We start from the raw sequence: 22,109 nt of genomic DNA, 5'->3' as shown, positions 1-22,109 counted from the left end.
GCTGCGGCTGACCTGGCGTAGCGGCCGGTCTCTACAGGTTATCCACAGGCAGGTGCACGTTAATACTGGATAACCGCCGGGCGCTTCACACGTCGGTGCGCAGCACCAATTCCACCATCAGGTCATCGGCCAGGGTTTCCAGGCGCGATTGCAGGACATCCAGCGACAGCGTCAGTGGCACCGCGAGAATCGCCTCGGCGTGGAACAACGGTTCGCTGCTCATCGGCGCCGGCCGCACTTCGGTCACCAACCGCTCGAGGTTGACGCCCTGCTCGCTCAGCAGTCGGGTGATGTCCCGCATAATCCCCGGGCGATCGTTGCCCACCAGCTCCATGGCAATCGGCTTCCAGGTGCAGGCCTGCTCGATGCCGCTTTCGGCGATCAGCACCCGGATGCCATGTGCCGACAGTCCCTGTAGGGCATCGACTAATTCGTCGTAAGCCTCCGCTGGCACCCCCACCCGCAGAATCCCGGCGAACTGCCCGGCCATCCGTGACATGCGGCTTTCTAGCCAGTTGCCGCCGTGTTCGGCAATGCATTGGGCGATGCGCTCGACCTGTCCCGGTTTGTCGGGCGCGAAGACAGTGAGTACGAGATGGTCCATGGCGCAGCCCTCTTGTCATGACTTTTGTTATAGAAAGGCAAAGTATAGGCAAGGCACGGACAGCCGCCTCAGACGCGCGAAACAACGAATCGTGTACAACTTTTTATATTTAACTGGAACAATCTCATGGTTTTTTGAGAACATCCCGTTCCGCGCCGTGACCGCAATGCGTCATGGGGTCGCAGAACGACGTAATTAGTCTGATTTTCACAACCGCAACGCATCATGTAGTATGCCGCAGCGCGCACTACATAACGTTGAACCGATGTCTGCCCAAGGCACGTTCGCAACCCTGAAAGCCCTGTCAGCAAGGCCCTCAAGCCGTTGATCGGTCCCCACCCAGCCGCCAGCAATGGCATGTACTGGTCGCAGGGTTTGTGGTTTAAATGGCCAGAGGCTTCATTGTCAAAATTGAAGAGCTGAAAAGCGAAATAGCTGAGCAGAGTGAGGCAAGCAATGACTGAACACGTTCAAGTCGGTGGCCTGCAGGTCGCCAAAGTCCTGTTCGACTTCGTGAACAACGAAGCCATTCCCGGTACCGGCCTCACCGCCGAAAAATTCTGGGAAGGCGCCGACAAGGTCATTCACGACCTGGCGCCGAAGAACAAAGCCCTACTCGCCAAACGCGACGACTTCCAGGCCCGTATCGATGGCTGGCACCAATCCCGTGCCGGTCAGCCACACGACGCCGTGGCCTACAAAGCCTTCCTGCAAGAGATCGGTTATCTGCTGCCAGAAGCGGCTGATTTCCAGGCAACGACGCAAAACGTCGATGACGAAATCGCCCGTACCGCCGGCCCGCAACTCGTGGTGCCGGTGATGAACGCCCGCTTCGCCCTCAATGCCTCGAACGCCCGCTGGGGTTCGCTGTACGACGCCCTCTACGGCACCGATGCGATCAGCGAAGAAGGCGGCGCGGAGAAAGGCAAAGGCTACAACAAGGTGCGCGGCGACAAAGTCATTGCCTTCGCCCGCGCTTTCCTCGACGAAGCCGCGCCACTGGCTGCCGGCTCCCACGTCGACGCCACCGGCTACAAGATCGCTGACGGCAAACTGCAGGTCGCGCTCAAGGGCGGCAGCAATACCGGCCTGCGCGACGATGCCCAACTGATCGGTTTCCAGGGCCCGGCCGATGCGCCGATCGCCGTCCTGCTCAAGCACCACGGCCTGCACTTCGAAATCCAGATCGACGCCAGCACCCCGGTCGGCCAGACCGACGCTGCCGGCGTCAAGGACATCCTGATGGAAGCGGCGCTGACCACCATCATGGACTGCGAAGACTCCGTGGCCGCCGTCGACGCCGACGACAAAGTGGTGATCTACCGCAACTGGCTCGGCCTGATGAAGGGCGACCTGGCGGAAGAAGTCGCCAAGGGCGGCCAGACCTTCACCCGCACCATGAACCCGGATCGCACCTACACCACCGCCAACGGCGGCGAAGTGACCCTGCACGGTCGCTCGCTGTTGTTCGTGCGTAACGTCGGGCACCTGATGACCATCGACGCCATCCTCGACAAGGACGGCAACGAAGTACCGGAAGGCATCCTCGACGGCCTGGTGACGTGCCTGGCGGCGATGCACAACCTCAACGGCAACACCTCGCGCAAGAACACCCGCACCGGTTCGGTGTACATCGTCAAACCGAAAATGCATGGCCCGGAAGAAGCGGCGTTCACCAACGAGCTGTTCGGTCGCATCGAAGACGTGCTGGGCCTCAAGCGCAACACGCTGAAAGTCGGGATCATGGACGAGGAGCGCCGCACCACGGTCAACCTCAAGGCCTGCATCCAGGCTGCCAGCGAGCGCGTGGTGTTCATCAACACCGGTTTCCTCGACCGCACCGGCGACGAAATCCACACCTCCATGGAAGCCGGCCCGATGGTGCGCAAGGCCGACATGAAGGCTGAAAAGTGGATCGGCGCCTACGAGAACTGGAACGTCGATATCGGCCTGAGTACCGGCCTGCAAGGTCGGGCGCAGATCGGCAAGGGCATGTGGGCCATGCCTGACCTGATGGCGGCCATGCTCGAGCAGAAAATCGCCCACCCGCTGGCCGGTGCCAACACCGCTTGGGTGCCGTCGCCGACCGCCGCTGCGCTGCACGCGCTGCACTACCACAAGGTCGACGTGTTCGCCCGTCAGGCCGAACTGGCCAAGCGTGCCCGTGCCTCGGTGGACGACATTCTGACCATCCCGCTGGCGGTCAACCCGAACTGGACCCCGGAGCAGATCAGGAACGAACTGGACAACAACGCCCAGGGCATTCTCGGTTACGTGGTGCGCTGGATCGACCAGGGCGTGGGTTGCTCGAAAGTGCCGGACATCAACGACGTCGGCCTGATGGAAGACCGCGCGACCCTGCGCATCTCCAGCCAGCACATTGCCAACTGGCTGCGTCACGGCATCGTCAGCCAGGCGCAAGTGATGGAAAGCCTCAAGCGCATGGCGCCGGTGGTCGACCGGCAGAACGCCAACGACCCGCTGTACCGCCCACTGGCCCCGGACTTCGACAGCAACATCGCCTTCCAGGCGGCGGTCGAACTGGTGATCGAGGGCAGTAAGCAGCCGAACGGCTACACCGAGCCGGTGCTGCACCGTCGTCGTCGCGAGTTCAAGAAGGCCAACGGCCTGTAACCTGCGCTGAATGCCGGACCTGAAAAAGCCCTGATCGAACGATCAGGGCTTTTTTGTTTGTGCGGTGCGGGGTGACTTCTGTGCTGGATTTGAGATCCATCCCCCTCACCTCTTGGGAGAGGGGCTCTCAGGGTTCGATACCCAATTCGTGTCTGACCAGACCGAGCAGCTTGGTCGTGTCGATCGGCTTGAGCAGAAAATCCACCACGCTCAGATGCATCGCCGCGATGGCGTCCTTCACGTCGGCATCGCCGGAGACAATGATGATCGGCATCGCTGCCCGCACCGATTCGCGCACCTGACGGATCAGGTCCAGGCCGCCGACATTGCCCATGCGCAGATCGGTGATGACCAGGCCGATCGACGGCTTTTCCTCGAGCATTTTGAGCGCGGTTTCACCGCTGGCCGCCGTCATGCAGCGGATGCCGTCCAGACCGAGGATTTCCGCCAGCAGTTCGCGGGCATCCTTGTCGTCATCGACGATCAGCACGCGCTGTGGCGGCAGGTCAGGTTCGAGCATCACGGCGCTGAGCGCTTCCCGCTCGGCGTCGCTCAAAATATCGTGGTCGGACATGGCGTTCTCTACGTATTCAATTCAATCCCCTAGCACAGTGGTCAGACATCGCTAAGCAGAGCTTCAATGTGCACTTCGTCGGATTTTTTTCCAAGGGGCGAACCGCAGAATTTCCGAGCATTTGTGTAGGGCATCTCCGAAAACTCCCCAACGGCAGGCCAATCCTAGACTTACGTCCAATGGGCACCCCGCGCGATGGAGCCGACCATGACGGCAACGCTCCGACAACAACAATTCGAAAAAGACTGCGGTAATGGTTATGAGTAAAGCGGACGCCTTCATCCAGGCAGGGAAAACCGCGGTGTTGCAGAACATTCAGGGCACTTTGCAATTCCTCCAGCGCTTCCCCCCTTTCAATCAGATGGAACACGCCCACCTGGCCTATCTGGTGGAGCAATGCCAGCTGCGTTTCTACGGCCAGGGCGAGAGCATCATCAAACCCGCCGACGGGCCGGTCGAACACTTCTACATCGTCAAGCAGGGCCGCGTGGTCGGCGAGCGCCCGCACACCGCCAAGGGCGGCACGGAAACCACCTTCGAGATCACCACCGGCGAGTGCTTTCCCCTCGCCGCGCTGCTCGGCGAACGAGCGACCCGCACCGAACACCTGGCCGGCGAAGACACCTTCTGCCTGCAATTGAACAAACTGGCGTTCATCAAGCTGTTCGCGCTTTCCAACACCTTTCGCGATTTCGCCCTGCGCGGGGTCAGCAGCCTGCTCGACCAGGTCAACCAGCAGGTCCAGCAGAAAGCCGTGGAAACCCTCGGCACCCAATATTCGCTGAACACCCGCCTGGGCGAGCTGGCGATGCGCCATCCGGTGACCTGCAGCCCGGCCACGCCACTGCGCGAAGCGGTGAAGCTGATGCACGAACAGCAGGTCGGCAGCATCGTCGCGGTGGATGAGCACAAGGCGCCGCTGGGCATTTTCACCCTGCGCGACCTGCGCCATGTAGTCGCCGCAGGCGTCGGCGATTTCAGCGAGCCGATCGAACGCCACATGACCCTTTCACCGTTCTACCTGTCGCCGGATCACAGTGCCTTCGACGCCGCGATTGCCATGACCGAACGGCACATTGCCCACGTCTGCCTGGTCAAGGACCAGCGCCTGTGCGGCGTGGTGTCCGAGCGCGACCTGTTCTCGCTGCAACGGGTCGACCTGGTGCACCTGGCGCGCACCATCCGCAGCGCGCAGCGGGTCGAGCAACTGGTGACCCTGCGCGGCGAGATCGGGCAACTGGTCGAGCGCATGCTGGCCCACGGCGCCTCGTCGACGCAGATCACCCACATCATCACCCTGCTCAACGACCACACCGTGTGCCGCGTGATCGAACTGACCCTCGCCGAAAAAGGCGACCCCGGCGTGCCGTTCAGCTGGCTGTGTTTCGGCAGCGAGGGCCGACGCGAGCAGACCCTGCACACCGACCAGGACAACGGCATTCTGTTCGATGCCCGGGACGCGGCCCATGCGGCGGAGATTCGCGGCAAACTGCTGCCGCTGGCCCAGCAGATCAACCAGAGCCTGGCGCAGTGCGGCTTTACCCTGTGCAAAGGCAACATCATGGCCGGCAATCCGCAGCTGTGCCTGTCCCGCGCCGAATGGGCCCGGCGCTTTGCCGCGTTCATCCGCGAGGCGACCCCGGAGAACCTGCTGGGCTCGAGCATCTATTTCGACCTGCGCGTCGTCTGGGGCGATGAGCAGGGTTGCGAGCAATTGCGCCGGGGCATTCTCGAGCAGGTCGGCGACAACCGTCTGTTCCAGCGCATGATGGCCGAGAACGCCCTGCGCAATCGCCCGCCCGTGGGGCGCTTCCGCGAATTCGTGCTGGCGCGCAAGAACGGCGAGAAAGCCACGCTCGATCTGAAAACCCAGGGCCTCACGCCCTTCGTCGATGGCGCCCGCTTGCTGGCGCTGGCCAATGGCATCGACGCCAACAACACGCTTGAACGCTTCCGCCAACTGGTCGACAAAGCAGTGATCGACCGGCTGGACGGCGCAGCGTACGAAGAGGCCTACCACTTCATCCAGCAGACCCGCATGCAGCAGCACCAGCTCCAGACCCGGGAGAACCAGGCGTACTCGAACCGGGTCGATCCCGACAGCCTCAATCACCTCGACCGGCGCATCCTGCGTGAGTCCCTGCGCCAGGCCCAGCGCCTGCAAAGCAGCCTGACCCTGCGGTATCAGCTATGAGCCTGTTCTCCTGGCTGCGTCCGGCCGGCCCGGTCATACCGGATGAGTGGCAGCGGCGCCTGGCGACGTTGCCCGCGGTGCGCGAACTGAGTGATTGCAGCCTGCGCGAACAGCGCTGGGTGGTGCTCGACCTGGAAACCACCGGACTGAACCTGAGCAAGGACCGCGTGCTGTCGATCGGTGCGGTGGTCATCGAGGACGGCGCGATCGATTTTGCCCAGCAGTTCGAACGCACCCTGCAATGTCGGCAGCTCAAACTCAGCCCCAGCGTGCTGATCCACGGTCTGGGACCGAGTGCGATTGCCGCCGGCAGCGAACCGGCCGAGGCGTTGCTGGAGTTCATGGAGTTCGTCGGCGACAGCCCGCTGCTGGCGTTTCACGCGCCGTTCGATCAGCACATGCTCGGACGCGCCTTGAAGGAGCACCTGAGCTACAAGCTGCAGCATGTGTTTCTCGACGTTGCTGAAATGGCCCCGCTGCTCTGCCCGCAGGCGAACATCCGCGAGGCCGGGCTGGACGAGTGGATCGACTGGTTTCGCCTCGAAGTATTCGAGCGCCACAACGCCAGCGCCGATGCGTTGGCCACCGCTGAGCTGGCGTTGATCCTGTTCAGTCGGGCGCGGCAGCAGCAGATTCACAGTCCGCTGAATCTGCAGCAGCGCTTGAGCCAGTGGAAGCGCCGGCAGCAGGCGCCATCCTTCTAAGCACTTGCTGACGGCGATAGCACCTCCCCCCCAGCCCTCTCCCCGGAGGGGGCTGAATGGCTCGTGCCTCGGTGAAACCCGACCGATGGCCAATTGCTAACCATTCCCACCTCTGCCAGAATCGCGAACAATTCTCGTTAGTTAACATTTCCCAATCGGTGATGTCCGGTGTCGTCAGTTCCAAGCCCCCAGAGTGAGCTCGTCGGTGCGATGTATCGCGACCATCGCGGTTGGCTGCTGGCGTGGCTGCGGCGCAACGTGGCCTGCCCACAGCGTGCCGAGGATCTGAGCCAGGACACCTTCGTGCGCCTGCTCGGCCGGGACGCGTTGCCGGCACCGCGCGAGCCGCGCGCGTTTTTGCTGGCGATCGCCAAGGGCCTGTTGTTCGATTACTTCCGCCGCGCCGCGCTGGAACAGGCCTACCTCACCGAGTTGCTGCTGATTCCCGAGGGTGAGCAACCATCGGTGGAAGAGCAGCAACTGATCCTCGAAGACCTCAAGGCCATCGACCGCCTGCTCGGCAAGCTGTCGAGCAAGGCCCGCGCCGCGTTCCTCTATAACCGCCTCGACGGCCTCAGCCATGCCGAGATCGCCGCGCAACTCGGAGTCTCGGTGCCGCGGGTGCGGCAGTACCTGGCCCAGGGCATTCGCCAGTGCTACATCGCGCTGTACGGTGAGCCGACATGAGCCCGGCCAGTTCGCGGCCGGTACCGGCCCACGTGCTGGACGCGGCGATTGCCTGGCAACTGACCCTCGATTCCAGCAGTCCGCTGGAACGCGAGGAGTTCGCCAAGTGGCATGCCGCCAACGAAGAGCACGCGCGGGCCTGGCGTCAGTTGGGCATGCTCGACCAGCGTTTCAGCGTGGCCACCGGCCCGGCGCGCACGGCCCTGCTGCAATCGCGCAGCGGCGTTCGCCGGCGGCTGCGCAAGCTGGGCAGTGGCCTGGCAAGCATTGTGGTGCTCATCGGTCTGGGTCTGTTCGCCAGCGAACGGTATTTGCCGCTGGACTACTGGCTCGCCGATCAACGCACCGCCACCGGCGAGCAGCGCACGGTACGACTGGCCGACGGCACCCTGCTCAACCTCAACACCCACAGCGCCGTCGATGTGCGTTTCGATGACAAGCAACGGCTGATCGTGTTGCAGGAAGGCGAAATTCTCGTCGAGACCGGCCACGGCGATGCCCGGCCATTCATCGTCGAGACCCGCGAAGGCAGCATGCGGGCGCTGGGCACGCGGTTTCTGGTCAAGCGCGAAGAACAGGGCACGCGCCTGAGCGTGTTGCAGTCAGCCGTGGCCGCGCACCCGCAGGCCGATCCCCACGAGCAGATCCTGCATGAAGGCCAGCAAGTGTTGATTCGCAATGACGGCCTCGACAGCGTCGCCGCCCTCACACCCGGCGCCGATGCCTGGACCCGCGGCATGCTGGTGGTGGACAACGCGCGGCTGGAGGACCTGGTGCACGAACTGGGCCGCTACCGCCGCGGGCACCTGGGCGTCGCCGCGGAAGTCGCCAACCTGCGAATCACCGGCAGCTTCCCCCTGCACGATACCGACAAGGCTCTCAACGCCCTGCTGCCGACACTGCCGGTGCAGATCGAACAGCGCACGCCCTATTGGGTCACGGTGGCGAAGGCTGATACCAGGCCCTGAGTGAGCCGCTGCCCGATCCATCGCGTTCGCGAGCAGGCTCGCGCCCACGGGGAATGCACTCCGTGTGGGCGCAAGCCTGCTCGCGAATGCGCCATCGGCATCACCCGGGAACAAGAGTCTGCCTACGACTTCACCCGCCTGATTTATCAGTGGATGGAAATTATTTTCATCCCGCCCTATCACTTTTCAATTCTCGTCCGGCACACAGGCAATTGAGAAATATTTCCATTCAGGAGCCGCTGTATGTCCCGTTCGCTAGACACCTTGTTGCGCCCCAGTTTGCTGGCGGTTGCCATCGCCCTCTGCTCCCCGCTGGCCAGCAGCCAACTGATCGCCGCGGAACAGGCCTCCAGCGTGCGCGCCTACAACCTGCCGGCGGCACCGCTGTCGACCACGCTGAACCAGATCGCCAGCCAGGGCGGCCTCGCTCTGTCGCTCAATCCCGCGCTGGCGGCGGGCAAAACATCGGCGCCGGTCAACGGTCAGTACGACGCCGCTGGCGCTCTGCGCGCAGCGCTGCAAGGCACCGGCCTGCAACTGGAACAGAGCAGCGCCGGCACCTACACCCTGGTCGCCGTGCCGGAAGGCGTGATGGCCCTGCCGGAAACCTCAGTGATCGGCGTGGAAAACCTGGAAACCGCCTGGGGCCCGGTCGAAGGCTATACCGCCACCCGTACCGCTGCCGGCACCAAGACCGACACCGCGCTGGTCGAAGCCCCGCGTTCGATCTCCGTCGCCACGCGCCAGCAGATGGACGACCGCAGCGTGCACAGCCTCGACGATGCCGTGCGCTACATGCCGGGCATCACCGCCAGCAGTTACGGCAGCGACACCCGCGCCGACTGGCTGCGCGTGCGTGGCTTCGAGCCGACCCAGTTCCTCGACGGCCTGCCGCTGCCCAAAGGCGTGTACGCCAACCCGAAACAGGAAACCTGGAACCTCGACCGCCTCGCCCTGCTGCGCGGCCCGGCCTCGTCGGTCTATGGCCAGACCCCGCCGGGCGGCCTGCTGGACATGGTCAGCCGTCGTCCCAGCGCCGAGGCCAGCAGCGCCATCCAGTTGCAGTACGGCAGCGACAACCATCGCCAGATCAACTTCGCCAGCACTGGCAGGATCGACGACGCCGGCCAGTTCCTCTACGGCATCAGCGGCGTGGTGCGTGACAGCGACACGCAGATCGACCACATCGAAAACAAGCGCTACAACCTCGCGCCGAGCCTGACCTGGAACATCGACGACGACACGAAATTCACCCTGCTGAGCCAGTTCACCCGCGACGATACCGGCATCACCAGCCAGTTCCTGCCGATCCAGGGGACCAAGATCCGTTCGCCGCTGGGGGATATTTCCCATCACAAGAACCTGGGTGATCCGGACTGGGAATACTACGACCGCACCTACTACGCGCTGGGCTATGCGTTCGAACATCGGCTCAACGATGTCTGGCAGTTCCGGCAGAACCTGCGCTACACCAAGTCCGACCTGTCGTTCCAGGCGCTCACGGTCGGTGCCTATGCGTACAACCCGGTCGATGCCGCGGGCAACGTGGGCCGTACCAGCACCTCGGTTGACGAAGACATCAGCCAGTTCGCCGTCGACAACAACTTCCAGGCCGATTTCGCCACGGGCGAGGTTCGCCACACCCTGTTGCTGGGCCTGGATCACCAGCGCAACAACGCCAATTTTCTCTCGATCTATGGCGATGGCCTGAAAACCAACGTCAACAACCCGATCTACGGGCAACCGATCGTGCGCCCGGATCGCTCCAGCGCCTATCTGGACTACAACCAGAAGATCAACCAGACCGGCCTGTACGTGCAGGATCAGATGGCCCTCGATCAATGGCGCCTGACCCTCGGCGGTCGTGAAGACTGGGTCCACACCAGCACCCTGTTCAACAAGACCGATGCAACCAACACCGATCGCGACAGGCACTTCAGCGGCAACGCGGCCATCAGCTATGTGTTCGACTCCGGTTTCGTGCCTTACCTGTCGTACGCCGAGTCGTTCCAGACCACGGCCGGTGCGGACGCCAGCGCTACCGGTTCGCTCAAGCCGACCGAAGGCAAGCAGTGGGAAATGGGCATCAAGTATCAGCCGCCGGGCAGCAAGACCCTGCTGACCGCGGCCGTGTATGACCTGACCCAGAAAAACGTCGCCGTCACGACCACCATCGGCAACACCCCGATCACCAGCCAGACCGGTGAAGTGAAGGTCAAAGGCCTGGAGCTGGAAGCCACCTCGGACGTCACCGACAACCTGAAAGTGATCGCCGCCTACACCCTGGCCAAATCCGAAGTGCAGAAAGGCGACTTCAAGGGCAACCGGCTGCAACTGATGCCCAACCAGCAAGCCTCGCTGTGGACGGACTACACCTGGCACACCGGCGTGCTCGACGGTTTCGGCGTCGGCGCGGGCGTGCGCTACACCGGCAATACCTATGGCGACCAGGCCAACACCTGGCTGGGCAAGGCTGACGCGTTCACCGTGTTCGACGCCGCCGTGCATTACGACCTCGGGCGGCTGGACAACAGCCTCAAGGGCGCGTCGCTGGCACTCAACGCCACCAACCTGTTCGACAAGGATTACATTTCCACCTGCGACAGCTACAACTGCTACTACGGCGACCAGCGCAGTGTCGTCGCCAGTGCCACCTACAAGTGGTAGGCGCGTGAGCTGAAACAGGTCCTGTTACCAGGCCGTCCCCCGTGGACGGCTTTGGTGTTTTTTAAGGTCATGAAATGAAAAGTAAAACAATTCGCCGCTGGTCGTTCATCCACACCTGGACCAGCCTGGTCTGCACGGTGTTTTTGCTGTTGCTGGCCTTGACCGGGCTGCCGCTGATCTTCCATCACGAGATCGAGCACCTGCTCGGCGATGCACCGCAGCTGCGCGAGATGCCGGCGGACACCCCGCACCTGAACCTGGCGCAACTGGTGCAGGCCGCCGAACGGCATCGGCCGGGGGATGTCGTGCAGTATTTCGGTTTCGACGATGACGAACCGAATGCGGTGCTGACGATCATGGCGAAAACCGCCGGCACCGAGCCGAATGCCTCGCACACCTTCATGCTCGATGCGCGCACCGGCGAGGCGCTGGAAACACCCCAGGCCAACGGTGGCCTGATGCTGTTCATCCTGCGCCTGCATGTCGACATGTTCGCCGGGCTGCCGGGCAAGTTGCTGCTGGCGTTCATGGGCGTGCTGTTCGTGCTGGCGATCATTTCCGGCACGGTGCTGTACCTGCCGTTCATGCGCCGCCTGCAGTTCGGCACGGTGCGTCACGACAAATCGACCCGCCTGCGCTGGCTCGACCTGCATAACCTGATCGGCGTCGTGACCCTGACCTGGGCCCTGGTGGTCGGTGTCACCGGGGTCATCAGCGCCTGCGCCGACCTGCTGATCGCGGCCTGGCGCAACGATGCCCTGACGGCCCTGGTCGCGCCGTACCGCGATGCCCCGCCGCTGACGCAACTGGCTCCCGCCACGCGCCTGCTGGACATCGCCGCAGAAGTCGCCCCGGGGATGAACCCGGACTTCATCGCCTTCCCCGGCACGCGGTTTTCCAGCGAACACCACTACTCGGTGTTCATGAAGGGCGGCACCCATCTGACCTCGCACCTGCTGACGCCGGTCCTGATCGACGCCAGTACCCTGCAAGTCACCGCCGTGGCCGAACGGCCGTGGTACATGGACGCCATGGGCATGTCGCAGCCGCTGCACTTCGGCGACTACGGCGGCATGCCGATGAAAATCCTCTGGGCCACCCTCGACGTGCTGACCATCATCGTCCTCGGCAGCGGCGTCTACCTGTGGCTGGTGCGCCGTAAAGCCGCCCAGCCTGTGCCGTCAATCAGGGAGGCCGGCGCATGAGGCCGCGTCAGTCGAACTTCTGGAAAGTCTTTAGCACGCCACTGGTGCTCGCCCTGCTCAGCGCGGCGGGCCTGTTTGCCGCGTTGCTGGGCGATGGCGTGTGGGATGCGCTGAGCTGGATCGGCCTCGGCATCCCGGCCATTCTGGCGCTGAGGGGCTTGCTGCAGCGCCGCTGACTTCAGTGCTGGCGGGGCGCTTCGCATGCAACCTTGCGGCGCCTGCAACGCCGGGCCAGCCGGGCAGGTGCCGATTAGGCTAATCTGCTGCTCTTCGACGACCACCGAGGCTCACCCATGTCCGCCCCCAGCATGACCCTGTTCCACAACCCCCTGTCGCCGTTCGTGCGCAAAGTCATGGTGCTGCTGCACGAGACCGGCCAGCAGGATCGCGTCGCCCTGCAGGACTGCGTGCTCACTCCCGTCAGCCCGGATGCCGCGCTAAATCAGGACAACCCGCTGGGCAAGATCCCGGCCCTGCGCCTGGCCGACGGCACGGTGATCCATGACAGCCGGGTGATCCTCGATTACCTCGACCACCAGCACGTCGGCAACCCGCTGATCCCACGCGAAGGATCGGCCCGCTGGCGGCGCCTGACCCTGGCCTCGATGGCCGACGGGATCATGGACGCCGCGGTGCTGGTGCGCTACGAGCAAGCCCTGCGCGCCCCGGAAAAACACTGGGACGAATGGCTCGAAGCCCAGCGCGAGAAAATCCGCCGCGGCCTGGCCGTGCTCGAGCGCGAGGCGATTGCCGAACTGACCAGCCATTTCGATGTGGCCGCGATCAGCGTGGCCTGTGCCCTGGGCTACCTCGACCTGCGCTTCCCGGACCTGGGCTGGCGCGACGCCAATCCGCGACTGGCCAACTGGTACTTCGAGGTCAGCCAGCGGCCGTCGATGATTGCGACCCAGCCCAAGGTCTAGCGCTGCGCCGCGCGGTCCGGTTCTGTCGCTGAGCGCACTGGCGCGCAGAACCGGTAGCCGTCGGCCTGCCGGTGATCACGCCAGCACGGTTGCGCCGGCAGGGACGCGATGATCAACCTCATCAACACGTCTGCCTGACGTTGATCCTCACGCAGCCCCAGCGACCGGCTCATTGCACCGCTCCGATGTCGAACGCCAGCGGCTTGGCCGGTTTCTGCGCAAGCGTGTACCAGTCGAGCTTGCGCGTCAGCATCATGAACACACCGAGCAGGCCGAACAGCAGCAGCGACCCCATCAGCAGCGCGTAGTCCTCGGCGCTGAGCAAGCCGTACAACAGGCCATACAACGCTGCGAGCCCCGCCGAAAAACTCACGCCGTGACGCACACTGCGCAGCACATGGCAGACGTAGAAGCCGATCAACAGCACACAGCCGCTGGCCGACAGCAGATACGCCAGGGCAAACCCGATGTGCTCGGACAACGACAACAGCAACAGGTAGAACAACGCCAGCGCCACGCCCACCAGCGCATATTGCACCGGGTGCACCGCAAGGCTCTTCAATACTTCGAAGAGGAAGAAACCGGCGAACGTCAGGACGATGAACAGCAGCGCGTATTTGATCGCCCGGTCACTCTTGAGGTACTGGTCCACCGGATCGATGAAGCTGACACCGAAGCTGCGCCCGTTGAAGCCGGCACATTCGCCGGACACACAGCGGTTCATCGCCTCTTGCAGGTTGGTGGAGAAGAACGAGGTCTGCCAGTCGGCGGTGAAACCCTGTTCGTTGATGTCGCGTTTGGCCGGCAGGAAGTTGCCGATGAAGCTGGGGTGCGGCCAATTGGCGGCGAGGTTGACGCTGCTGGTCTTGCCCACCGGCACTACCCGCAATGATCCCGTGCCTTGCAGACGCAGGTCGAAACCGAACGGCAGCTCCGTCGCCTTGCTGGTGTCGAGCAGCGGCAGCGTCACCCGCACGCCTTCGCCGAGCCAGGCCACCTGGGTGCCCGGCACGAAGTCCAGGCGCTGGCTGCCGAGTTCCAGTTTCAGCACGTTCTCGATGCCGCGAATATCGCTGATGCCGACCGCGAGAAACGGCGCATCGAACTGATAGTCGGCAAAGTCTTCCTTGATGCCCAACTGCGCCGGCAGCGAGAAATGCCCGCTGATGCGGTTGTCGGCATGAAACAGCCGCGCCTCATAAATGCCGCGGGCTCGCAGTTCGGTCTGCACCTGACCATCGAGCTCGAAGCGCTCCGGCAGGAAGTACAGGCGCCCACGGGTTTCGCTGAGCTCCTCATAACGCTTGTTGGTTTTTTCGTTGGTCTTCCAGACATGCAGGGTCTTGCGATACGGCACCACCAGCACCGGCCCGCTCAACTGCTGGCTGGCGCTGGAGCTGCGGGCAATGTCTTCGAGCACGCCGTCGCGCAGTTGCTGGCGTTCGTCGATCATGCCGTCGATCATCAGCAACGGCACCAGCAACAGCAGGATCAACAGAGCAATCGCCCCGAGCTTCGATATCAGATTCTTGTTCATGGGACTCTCCCTGGTTCGATGGGCAGAGTCTGCGCGGCGCGTGTGGGGGTTTTGTGGGGCGAATGTGGAGTTTGTGTGGAGCGCGGAAAGCTTACAGCCTGCGGTCGTTCCTAGCGACAGACAGCAACACCCGCAGAGGCTGGCAAAACTGCGCTGTGCTGCGCATTCAAGGCAGGCGCAGCGTCACTTGCACCCCCGCCTCGACATTGCGGATCGCCATCGAGCCGCCATGCAGCTTGACCACCTCCTCGACAAAGTTGAGCCCCAGCCCGGTGCTTTTGCGCCCGCTGTCCGGGCGCGGCAGCGAATAGAAGCGTTCGGTCAGGCGCGGCAATGCGTAGTCGGGAATCGGCGCGGCTTCGTTGAACAGGCGCAGCTCGATCTGCTCGCCAAACCGCTCGGCAGAGAGGCGCAGCAGGCCCTGCACCGGGGTGAAATCCAGGGCGTTTTCAAGCAGATTGGCCAGTGCCTGACGCAGCAGAAAGGGCTCGCCGATCAGCAGCAGATCCGCCGCGATGGCCTGCTCGATGCGCAACTGGCGGCCTTCGATCCGTGCCGCCTGCGCCTGTAGCAACGCCTCGACCAGCGCTGCCAGGGGCACCGCGACACGCTCTTCCAGCCCCTGGCGCTGTTCGACCTGGGCCAGGTTCAACAGGCGCTCGATCAACTGCTGCATGCGCGCGCTTTCGCTGTCGATGTTGCCGATGAAGCGCAGCCGCTGGAGCGCCGGCATTTCGCCCTGCAACAGTTCCGCCGCGCCGCGAATCGCCGCCAGCGGACTCTTCAGTTCATGGGTCAGGGTGTGCACGTAGCGCTCGACGTAGGCCTTGCCTTCGAGCTGGGTGCGCATCTGCTCCACCGCCGTGGCCAATTGCGCCAGTTCGCCGCCGCGATAGTGCGGCACTTCCACCCGGCGGCCTTCGCTGACCGCCTGGGCGTAACCGGTCAGGCGATGCAGCGCGCGGCTCAGCCACCACGACAACAACGCGCCGAACGCCAGGCCGAGGCCGATCAGCCCGGCACCGTACGCCAGCAGGCGATGTTCAGTGCGGTCGACGTAGGGCTGCAACGAACTATTGGGCTTGGCCACGGTGACCACGCCGATGATCTGCCCGTTGTCGCGGATCGGCGCGCCAACGTGCATCACCGAGGAATTGGGGTCGTCCGCATCGCTGCGGCTGGAGCGCGCGCCGTACTGGCCGCGCAGGGTCAGGTAGACGTCATTCCAGCGCGAATAGTCCTGGCCGACCGCGACACCGCTGGAGTCGAGCACCACGATGCCCTTGGCGTCGGTCACGTAGATGCGGTGGTTGACCTGGTTTTTCGCCAGGCCCCAGATCGTCGCCTGCGGCTGGCGCTCGCCATAGGCGCGCAGCAGTTGCGGCCAGCGGTTCTCGCTGAGGGTGCCGGCCTTGAAGTCGTCACGGAGGATTTCCGCCATCAGGTTGGCGGTGTCGACCAGGGTTTCCTCGGTGGACTGGCGCACGCCGGGGCGGATTTCTTCCATCACGGTGTTGAGCACGAAGTAGCCGGTGAGGCCGACAAACAGCACGTACACGAGGAAAATCCGCAGCCCCAGCGACATCAGCTGTGTCCCGGGCTGTAGCTGTAGCCGAGGCCGCGATGGGTCTGGATCGGCTCGGCCTCGGCGCGTACCAGGCGCAGCTTGGCGCGCACACTCTTGATGTGGCTGTCGATGCTGCGCTCGTATCCGGCGTCGGCGGCCACGCCCAGCGCATCGAGCAATTGCTCGCGGCTGAAGACCCGCTCCGGTTGCTCGAGCAGGCACTGCAGCAGGCGGAATTCGTGGCGCGTGAGGCTCAGCGGTTGCCCGCGATAGCTGATCTGCACCCGTTGCGGGTCCACGCGAAACAGCGCCGATGCCGGCTCCAGTGCCGCCCGTGGCGCCATGCGCTTGAGAATCGCCCGGACCCGCGCCGCCACCTCGCGCGGGCTGAACGGCTTGACCACGTAGTCGTCGGCACCGATTTCCAGGCCCACCACGCGATCGATCTCGGCATCCCGGGCGCTGAGGAACAGCACCGGCACCTCGCTGAAGCGGCGCAGCTGCCGGCAGGTTTCGAAACCGCTGATGTCCGGCAGGCCGATATCGAGGATGATCAGGTCCGCAGGGGTCTGCCGCTGGTGCTCCAGCGCGGCCGCGCCGAGACTCAGCCAGGTGGTGGTGAAGCCCTCGCCCTGCAAGGCAAAAATCAGCGTGTCGGCAATCGCCGCTTCGTCTTCGACAATCAGGATATGGGGCATGGCGTCCGAGCCTGTAGGTTGCGTGCGCGAACGGTGCCCCAAGCCTGGCATTCCGTCAATCAGACCACTGGCATCAGCAGTCCGGCTTGTCGGCGGTGAAGCGCCGGGCCGGGTTGACCGCGGCGCCGAACTCGCGCAGGGCCTTGGCGCCGATCAGCAGCGGGTAATTGAAGTTGCTGCGGTCGGTCAGGTTGACCTCCACGGTACGCTTGACGTTGCCCAGGCACAGTTCCAGGTCGACCACCGGGCGCTTGGCCACTTCCGTGGAATCGCCCTCGTCCTCTTCATCGGAACGGCTCTTGATCTTGCTGATGCGCGCGATCTTGTGTTCGTAGACCTTGTTGCCGGCGTCCTTGGTGGCGAGGCGGAAACGCACCCAGTTTTCGCCGTCGCGGGTGAAAGTCTCGATGTCTTTGGCCGACAGCGAGGCGGTCAGGGCGCCGGTGTCCATCTTCGCCTTGAGCACTTCACCGCCGATTTCCGGCAGCGCGATGTATTCGTAACGCCCGTACAGGGTCGGCTCGGCGGCCATGACCGGCAGGGCGACGAGGGCAAGCAGTGCAAGGAGGGATTTCACGTAGTGGGCTTCCTTGAAAAATGAGGGCGGCAGACGCGAGATTTTAGACAGCGGACGGGCAATTGGTTCGCCTCAAGTCCGTCTTCGCGTGCAGGCTCGTTGCCACAGTGGATTTTCTGTGGGCATGCAATCCTGCACAGCGCATAAACTTCCTGTGGGAGCGAGCCTGCTCGCGAAGAGGCCAGCCCATTCAATATGAATCTCGAGCAAAGCATACCGGCGCGAAAGTGAAACATTTGTCAGCGCCAATTTGGCCTGCCGGCCGAAGCTGCTTATCATGGCGCGCCTATCCGTCTTCATAGAGTTGCTTATGCGCCGCCTGCTCACCGGCTGTCTGGTCACCCTGCTGCTGTTGCTCAACACCCTGATCCTGATCGGGCCGTTGCTGGTCTTCGCCCTGCTCAAACTGGTGGCACCCGGACGCTGGCGCGATTACGCCTCGTGGGCGGTCATGTGGATCGCCGAGACCTGGGCCGAGATCGACAAACTGATCTTCCGCCTGTGCATCCCGACACAGTGGGACATCCGCGGTGGCGCCGACCTGCGCGGCGACACCTCGTACCTGGTGATCAGCAACCATCAGTCGTGGGTGGATATCCCGGCGCTGATCCAGACGCTCAACCGGCGCACGCCGTTCTTCAAGTTCTTCCTCAAGAAAGAATTGATCTGGGTGCCGTTCCTGGGCCTGGCGTGGTGGGCGCTGGATTATCCGTTCATGAAGCGCTACAGCAAGGCGTTCCTGGCCCGGCACCCGGAGCTGGCCGGCAAGGATCTGGAAATCACCAAGGCCGCGTGCGAGCTGTTCAAGCGCCAGCCGGTGACGGTGGTCAATTACCTCGAAGGCACCCGCTACACCGCGGCGAAAAGTGCCCAGCAACAGTCGCCGTTCAACCATCTGCTCAAGCCCAAGGCGGGCGGCGTGGCGTTCGTGCTGGCGGCGCTGGGGGAACAGCTGGACGCCATTCTCGACGTGACCGTGGTGTATCCGCAGGCGCAGATCCCCGGGTTCTGGGACTTGATCAGCGGCAACGTGCCGCGGGTGATCATCGATATCCAGACACGCGAACTCGACCCGGCCCTGTGGCAGGGCGATTACGAAAACGATCCGCTGTTTCGCGAGAAGGTCCAGGGCTGGGTCAACCAGCTCTGGACCCTGAAAGACCAGCGCATCGCCGAACTGCAGGGCGAGCGCCGCTGAATCAACTGCCGGTGCCGGTGCCCCAGATGCTGCCGAGACTGCTCAGCAGCGAGCCACCAACGCCCTGCTGGCCGAGGTACTGCAGGATCACCGGGGCAAACTGGCCGACCATGCCGCTGTCCATGCCCAAGGCGCCGAAAGCGTTGTTCAGGTCATTGGTGTCTTTCACATTGCCGAGGGCATTTTCCAGGCCGGCGGATTTCCCCGACGAGCCGAGCAAGCCGCTCAGCGCTGCCAGATTGCCGCCACCGCCGGAGAGTTTGTCGATGCCCGGCACGCTCTTGGCCAGTTGCGAATAGTCGGTGCTGCTGAGCTGGTTCTTGGCCAGGCCGAGCATCGCACTGGTACCGCCCACAGCCTGTTGCGGCGTGACATCCAGAGCGCTCAGCGCCTTGAGCAGGCCGGCGGTTTCCGAGGTCGGCGCGGCCGCGGCGGCCTTGTCGCCACCCTGCATGCCCGCGACCGCCCCGGCCACATCGCTCAGATTGAACTGGGCAAACGCCGGGCCCGCCGCCAGGGTCAGGAGCGATGCCAGGGCAAAACCGCGTGAAATCTTCATTCGAACATCCTCTTGTGGCGTAAAGACCTCCCGTCGCCGGGCGGCCAGGCTGCCGGTTTGACCGGGCAGGCGCCGGCATGTTCCGGCGCGGCGCATCCATTTTCACCCGGGCAACGTATATGAATCGTGAAACCGCGGACAACCGACGATGAATGGCACCAGCGCCCTGGCTGAACTAGCCTGTGAACAGTTCGAGACGCCACCTCGGCGCCCCGCCATTGCCCGGAGATCTGCCATTTCCATCGCCGACACCGATCAGCTGCGGCATCTGCTGGCCCAGTGTGCACTGGGCGATCGCCGTGCCTTCGAGACGCTCTACCGCAGCGTCGGCCCGCGCCTGCACGGCGTGGCCCTGCGCTTCATGGGCCGCGCGGATCTGGCCGAGGACGTGCTGCAGGAAAGTTTCGTGCGGATCTGGAACAACGCCGCGCGTTATCAACCGCAACTGTCGGCGCCACTGACCTGGATGATCAATATCACCCGCAACCAGGCCATCGACCAGTTACGCAAGCAGCGCGACCGGCCCTTGAGCGAGATGGAGCAGGACGCCCTGCCAGACGCAGGCCCCTCGCCCGCCGAGCAGTTGAGCAGCGCCCGCGAGGCCAGCGCATTGCGCCGTTGCCTGGACAGCCTCGACGGCATGCAGCGCCAGTCGATCAGCGTCGCCTATTTTCAGGGTCTGTCCTGCGCAGAACTGGCCGAGCACCTGGCCGCACCGCTGGGAACGGTCAAATCGTGGATCCGCCGCGGCATGGAACGCCTGCGCCGGTGCCTTGAAGCATGAACTACCAGACTCCGGCCCTGCGCCGCGCCCTCGCCGCCGACTACGCCATCGGGTTGATGTCCACCGCGGCCCGACGGCGCTTCGAACAACTGCTGCTCGACGATGCCGCGTTGCGCGCGGAACTGGCGCAATGGCAGGACAGCCTGGCCAGCCTCACCGCCGCCGTGCCGGAGCAAGCGGTGCCGGAGCGGGTCTGGCACGCCGTCACCGCGCGGATCGAACCGCAAGTGCTGCATGTGCCCGAGAAGCGCCCGTGGTGGACCTGGCTACGTCTCACCGTCGCCGTTGGCTCGGTGGCGTTGCTGGTGTTCGTCGGCGCGCTGTACAACCGCGACGACGCCCGCTACCGCGCCACTTTGCTCAGCGCCGACGCGCAACCGGCGCTGAAGGTCGAGGCCCACGAGAACTACCTGCAGGTCGAGCCGCTGACCCTGGCCGCCGTCGACCCGAGTCGCAGCCTGGAACTGTGGGCCATCGCGCCCGACGGCAAACCGATTTCCTTGGGCGTGATCCCGGCAGGGGGCAAAGGCAAGGTCGAACTCAGTGCGGCGCAGAAAGCCTTGATCGGCAAACCGATCGCCCTGGCGGTCAGCCTCGAGCCGAAGGGCGGCTCGCCAACCGGGCAACCGACCGGGCCGGTGCTTTACCAAGGGGCGCTGACGGCACTCTGATCGGGCGAAAGCGCTGCGAAAGGCCTGTAGTTCACCGCGGCGCGGCTCAAGGATGCGGCAAAAAAAAAGGGCAACCGTTGCGGTTGCCCTTTTGACTTGGCGGTACTTACGCCGCGCTGAACAGCTTGTGCGGATCGATGACGAATTTCTTCGGCACACCGGCATCGAACTCGCCGTAACCTTCCGGCGCCTGGTCGAGGCTGATGACCTGCACGCCGACCACTTCGGCGATATTGATGCGATCCCACATGATCGCCTGCATGAGCTGGCGGTTGTACTTCATCACCGGGGTCTGGCCGGTGTGGAAGCTGTGGGATTTGGCCCAACCGAGGCCGAAGCGAATGCTCAGGCTGCCCATCTTCGCCGCCGCATCCACCGCACCCGGATCCTCGGTCACGTACAGGCCCGGGATACCGATCTTGCCGGCTACGCGCACCACGCCCATCAGCGAGTTGAGCACGGTGGCCGGGGCTTCGTGTTTCACCCCGTCGTGACCGTGGCCACGGGCTTCGAAGCCGACGCAATCGATGGCACAGTCGACTTCCGGCTCGCCGAGCAAATCGGCGATCTGCTCGTGCAGCGGTGCGTCTTTCGACAGATCGACGGTCTCGAAGCCCTGGCCCTTGGCGTGCGCCAGGCGGATGGTGTTGACGTCACCGATGATCACCACCGCCGCGCCGAGCAGGCGCGCCGACGCCGCAGCCGCCAGACCGACCGGGCCGGCGCCCGCGATATAAACGGTGCTGCCCGGCCCCACGCCCGCCGTCACCGCACCGTGGTAGCCGGTCGGCAGAATGTCGGAGAGGCAGGTCAGGTCGCGGATTTTCTCCATGGCCTTGTCGCGATCCGGCAGTTTCAGCAGGTTGAAGTCAGCGTACGGCACCAGCACGTATTCAGCCTGGCCGCCGGTCCAGTCGCCCATGTCGACATAGCCGTAGGCACCGCCGGCACGGGCCGGGTTGACGGTCAGGCAGACGCCGGTGTGTTGCTCCTTGCAGGAACGGCAGCGCCCGCAAGCAACGTTGAACGGCACAGACACCAGGTCGCCGATTTTCAGGTTCTCGACGTCGGAACCTTTCTCGATCACTTCGCCGGTGATTTCATGGCCAAGGACCAGGCCGGTCTGTGCCGTGGTCCGGCCGCGCACCATGTGCTGGTCGGAACCACAGATGTTGGTGGACACCACTTTGAGAATGACCCCGTGCTCGATCTTGCGACCGCGCGGGTCCTGCATTTTCGGATAGTCGATTTTCTGTACTTCGACCTTGCCAGCGCCGAGATACACCACACCACGATTGCCAGACATGCTTTCACCTCGCTGTTGTTTTTATGGAACCGCGTTGCCCAGGCAGGCAGCG

20 protein-coding genes are annotated in these 22,109 nt (G+C 64.0%); 12 read left to right on the top strand and 8 right to left on the bottom strand.

The genetic code is table 11. The annotated features are described in order from the left end of the window. Positions 1 to 85 precede the first annotated feature (85 nt). Entirely contained in the window at positions 86 to 604 is a 519-nt protein-coding gene (locus QRN70_RS17985; protein WP_285419280.1) for a glycine cleavage system transcriptional repressor, read from the bottom strand. Between the two features lie 456 nt (positions 605 to 1,060). Between QRN70_RS17985 and QRN70_RS17980 the strand changes: the two genes are divergently transcribed. Further along, positions 1,061 to 3,238 (top strand): malate synthase G, encoded by a 2,178-nt coding sequence (locus QRN70_RS17980; RefSeq protein ID WP_285419279.1) that lies wholly within the window; start codon positions 1,061 to 1,063, stop codon positions 3,236 to 3,238. Positions 3,239 to 3,365: 127 nt separating this feature from the next. Here QRN70_RS17980 and QRN70_RS17975 read toward each other — a convergent pair whose 3' ends face one another. Beyond that, positions 3,366 to 3,812, bottom strand: coding sequence for a response regulator (locus QRN70_RS17975; RefSeq protein WP_285419278.1), 447 nt, complete (start codon positions 3,810 to 3,812; stop codon positions 3,366 to 3,368). 253 nt (positions 3,813 to 4,065) lie between these two features. Here QRN70_RS17975 and QRN70_RS17970 point away from each other — a divergent pair, with 253 nt between their 5' ends. From QRN70_RS17970 to QRN70_RS17935, 8 genes are all read left to right on the top strand, one after another. Next, a complete protein-coding gene (locus tag QRN70_RS17970) occupies positions 4,066 to 6,006 on the top strand; it encodes a DUF294 nucleotidyltransferase-like domain-containing protein (RefSeq protein WP_285419277.1) in 1,941 nt (646 codons plus the stop codon). Then, the gene (locus tag QRN70_RS17965) at positions 6,003 to 6,710 is read left to right on the top strand and encodes a 3'-5' exonuclease (RefSeq protein WP_285419276.1); all 708 of its coding nucleotides are present in this window, start codon (positions 6,003 to 6,005) and stop codon (positions 6,708 to 6,710) included. Before QRN70_RS17970 ends, QRN70_RS17965 begins: the two co-directional genes overlap by 4 nt. A gap of 210 nt (positions 6,711 to 6,920) precedes the next feature. After that, entirely contained in the window at positions 6,921 to 7,397 is a 477-nt protein-coding gene (locus QRN70_RS17960; RefSeq protein WP_285419275.1) for an RNA polymerase sigma factor, read from the top strand. Beyond that, positions 7,394 to 8,365, top strand: coding sequence for a FecR domain-containing protein (locus QRN70_RS17955; protein WP_285419274.1), 972 nt, complete (start codon positions 7,394 to 7,396; stop codon positions 8,363 to 8,365). Before QRN70_RS17960 ends, QRN70_RS17955 begins: the two co-directional genes overlap by 4 nt. A gap of 243 nt (positions 8,366 to 8,608) precedes the next feature. Beyond that, positions 8,609 to 11,032: a TonB-dependent siderophore receptor gene (locus QRN70_RS17950; RefSeq protein WP_285419273.1), complete on the top strand. Its 2,424-nt coding sequence runs from the start codon at positions 8,609 to 8,611 to the stop codon at positions 11,030 to 11,032. 74 nt (positions 11,033 to 11,106) lie between these two features. Then, a complete protein-coding gene (locus QRN70_RS17945; protein WP_285419272.1) occupies positions 11,107 to 12,237 on the top strand; it encodes a PepSY-associated TM helix domain-containing protein in 1,131 nt (376 codons plus the stop codon). Continuing rightward, positions 12,234 to 12,413: a hypothetical protein gene (locus tag QRN70_RS17940; protein ID WP_285419271.1), complete on the top strand. Its 180-nt coding sequence runs from the start codon at positions 12,234 to 12,236 to the stop codon at positions 12,411 to 12,413. Before QRN70_RS17945 ends, QRN70_RS17940 begins: the two co-directional genes overlap by 4 nt. 117 nt (positions 12,414 to 12,530) lie before the next feature. Next, a complete protein-coding gene (locus QRN70_RS17935; RefSeq protein ID WP_285419270.1) occupies positions 12,531 to 13,160 on the top strand; it encodes a glutathione S-transferase in 630 nt (209 codons plus the stop codon). A gap of 169 nt (positions 13,161 to 13,329) precedes the next feature. Here the strand turns inward: QRN70_RS17935 and creD are convergent, their stop codons facing one another. From creD to rloA2, 4 genes are all read right to left on the bottom strand, one after another. Continuing rightward, complete coding sequence (gene creD, locus QRN70_RS17930; protein WP_285419269.1) at positions 13,330 to 14,697, bottom strand: cell envelope integrity protein CreD; 1,368 nt, start codon at positions 14,695 to 14,697, stop codon at positions 13,330 to 13,332. A 166-nt stretch (positions 14,698 to 14,863) separates the two neighbouring features. Beyond that, positions 14,864 to 16,282: a two-component system sensor histidine kinase CreC gene (creC, locus tag QRN70_RS17925; RefSeq protein ID WP_285419268.1), complete on the bottom strand. Its 1,419-nt coding sequence runs from the start codon at positions 16,280 to 16,282 to the stop codon at positions 14,864 to 14,866. Further along, complete coding sequence (creB, locus tag QRN70_RS17920; RefSeq protein ID WP_285419267.1) at positions 16,282 to 16,962, bottom strand: two-component system response regulator CreB; 681 nt, start codon at positions 16,960 to 16,962, stop codon at positions 16,282 to 16,284. The genes creC and creB overlap by 1 nt, the downstream gene beginning before the upstream one ends. Before the next feature lie 73 nt (positions 16,963 to 17,035). Further along, positions 17,036 to 17,539 (bottom strand): retropepsin-like aspartic peptidase RloA2, encoded by a 504-nt coding sequence (rloA2, locus tag QRN70_RS17915; RefSeq protein WP_285419266.1) that lies wholly within the window; start codon positions 17,537 to 17,539, stop codon positions 17,036 to 17,038. 310 nt (positions 17,540 to 17,849) lie between these two features. Between rloA2 and yihG the strand changes: the two genes are divergently transcribed. Then, the gene (gene yihG, locus QRN70_RS17910) at positions 17,850 to 18,737 is read left to right on the top strand and encodes a 1-acylglycerol-3-phosphate O-acyltransferase, YihG family (protein ID WP_285419265.1); all 888 of its coding nucleotides are present in this window, start codon (positions 17,850 to 17,852) and stop codon (positions 18,735 to 18,737) included. A gap of 1 nt (position 18,738) precedes the next feature. Here yihG and QRN70_RS17905 read toward each other — a convergent pair whose 3' ends face one another. Continuing rightward, the gene (locus tag QRN70_RS17905; RefSeq protein ID WP_285419264.1) at positions 18,739 to 19,296 is read right to left on the bottom strand and encodes a DUF2780 domain-containing protein; all 558 of its coding nucleotides are present in this window, start codon (positions 19,294 to 19,296) and stop codon (positions 18,739 to 18,741) included. 148 nt (positions 19,297 to 19,444) lie between these two features. On the opposite strand from QRN70_RS17905, the gene QRN70_RS17900 reads away from it, so the two are divergent. Next, on the top strand, positions 19,445 to 20,080 hold the full coding sequence (locus QRN70_RS17900) for an RNA polymerase sigma factor (protein ID WP_285419263.1): 636 nt from the start codon (positions 19,445 to 19,447) through the stop codon (positions 20,078 to 20,080). Beyond that, entirely contained in the window at positions 20,077 to 20,751 is a 675-nt protein-coding gene (locus tag QRN70_RS17895) for an anti-sigma factor (RefSeq protein ID WP_285419262.1), read from the top strand. The genes QRN70_RS17900 and QRN70_RS17895 overlap by 4 nt, the downstream gene beginning before the upstream one ends. A gap of 106 nt (positions 20,752 to 20,857) precedes the next feature. On the opposite strand, the gene fdhA is transcribed toward QRN70_RS17895, so the two are convergent. Next, a complete protein-coding gene (gene fdhA, locus QRN70_RS17890; RefSeq protein ID WP_285419261.1) occupies positions 20,858 to 22,057 on the bottom strand; it encodes a formaldehyde dehydrogenase, glutathione-independent in 1,200 nt (399 codons plus the stop codon). Positions 22,058 to 22,109: the final 52 nt, after the last annotated feature.

Origin of the sequence: Pseudomonas sp. efr-133-TYG-5, assembly GCF_030209175.1 — a bacterium.
Classification (GTDB): Bacteria; Pseudomonadota; Gammaproteobacteria; order Pseudomonadales; family Pseudomonadaceae; genus Aquipseudomonas.
The sequence above is the reverse complement of the archived record's forward strand: the minus strand, read 5'-3'. Positions and strand labels throughout refer to the sequence as shown.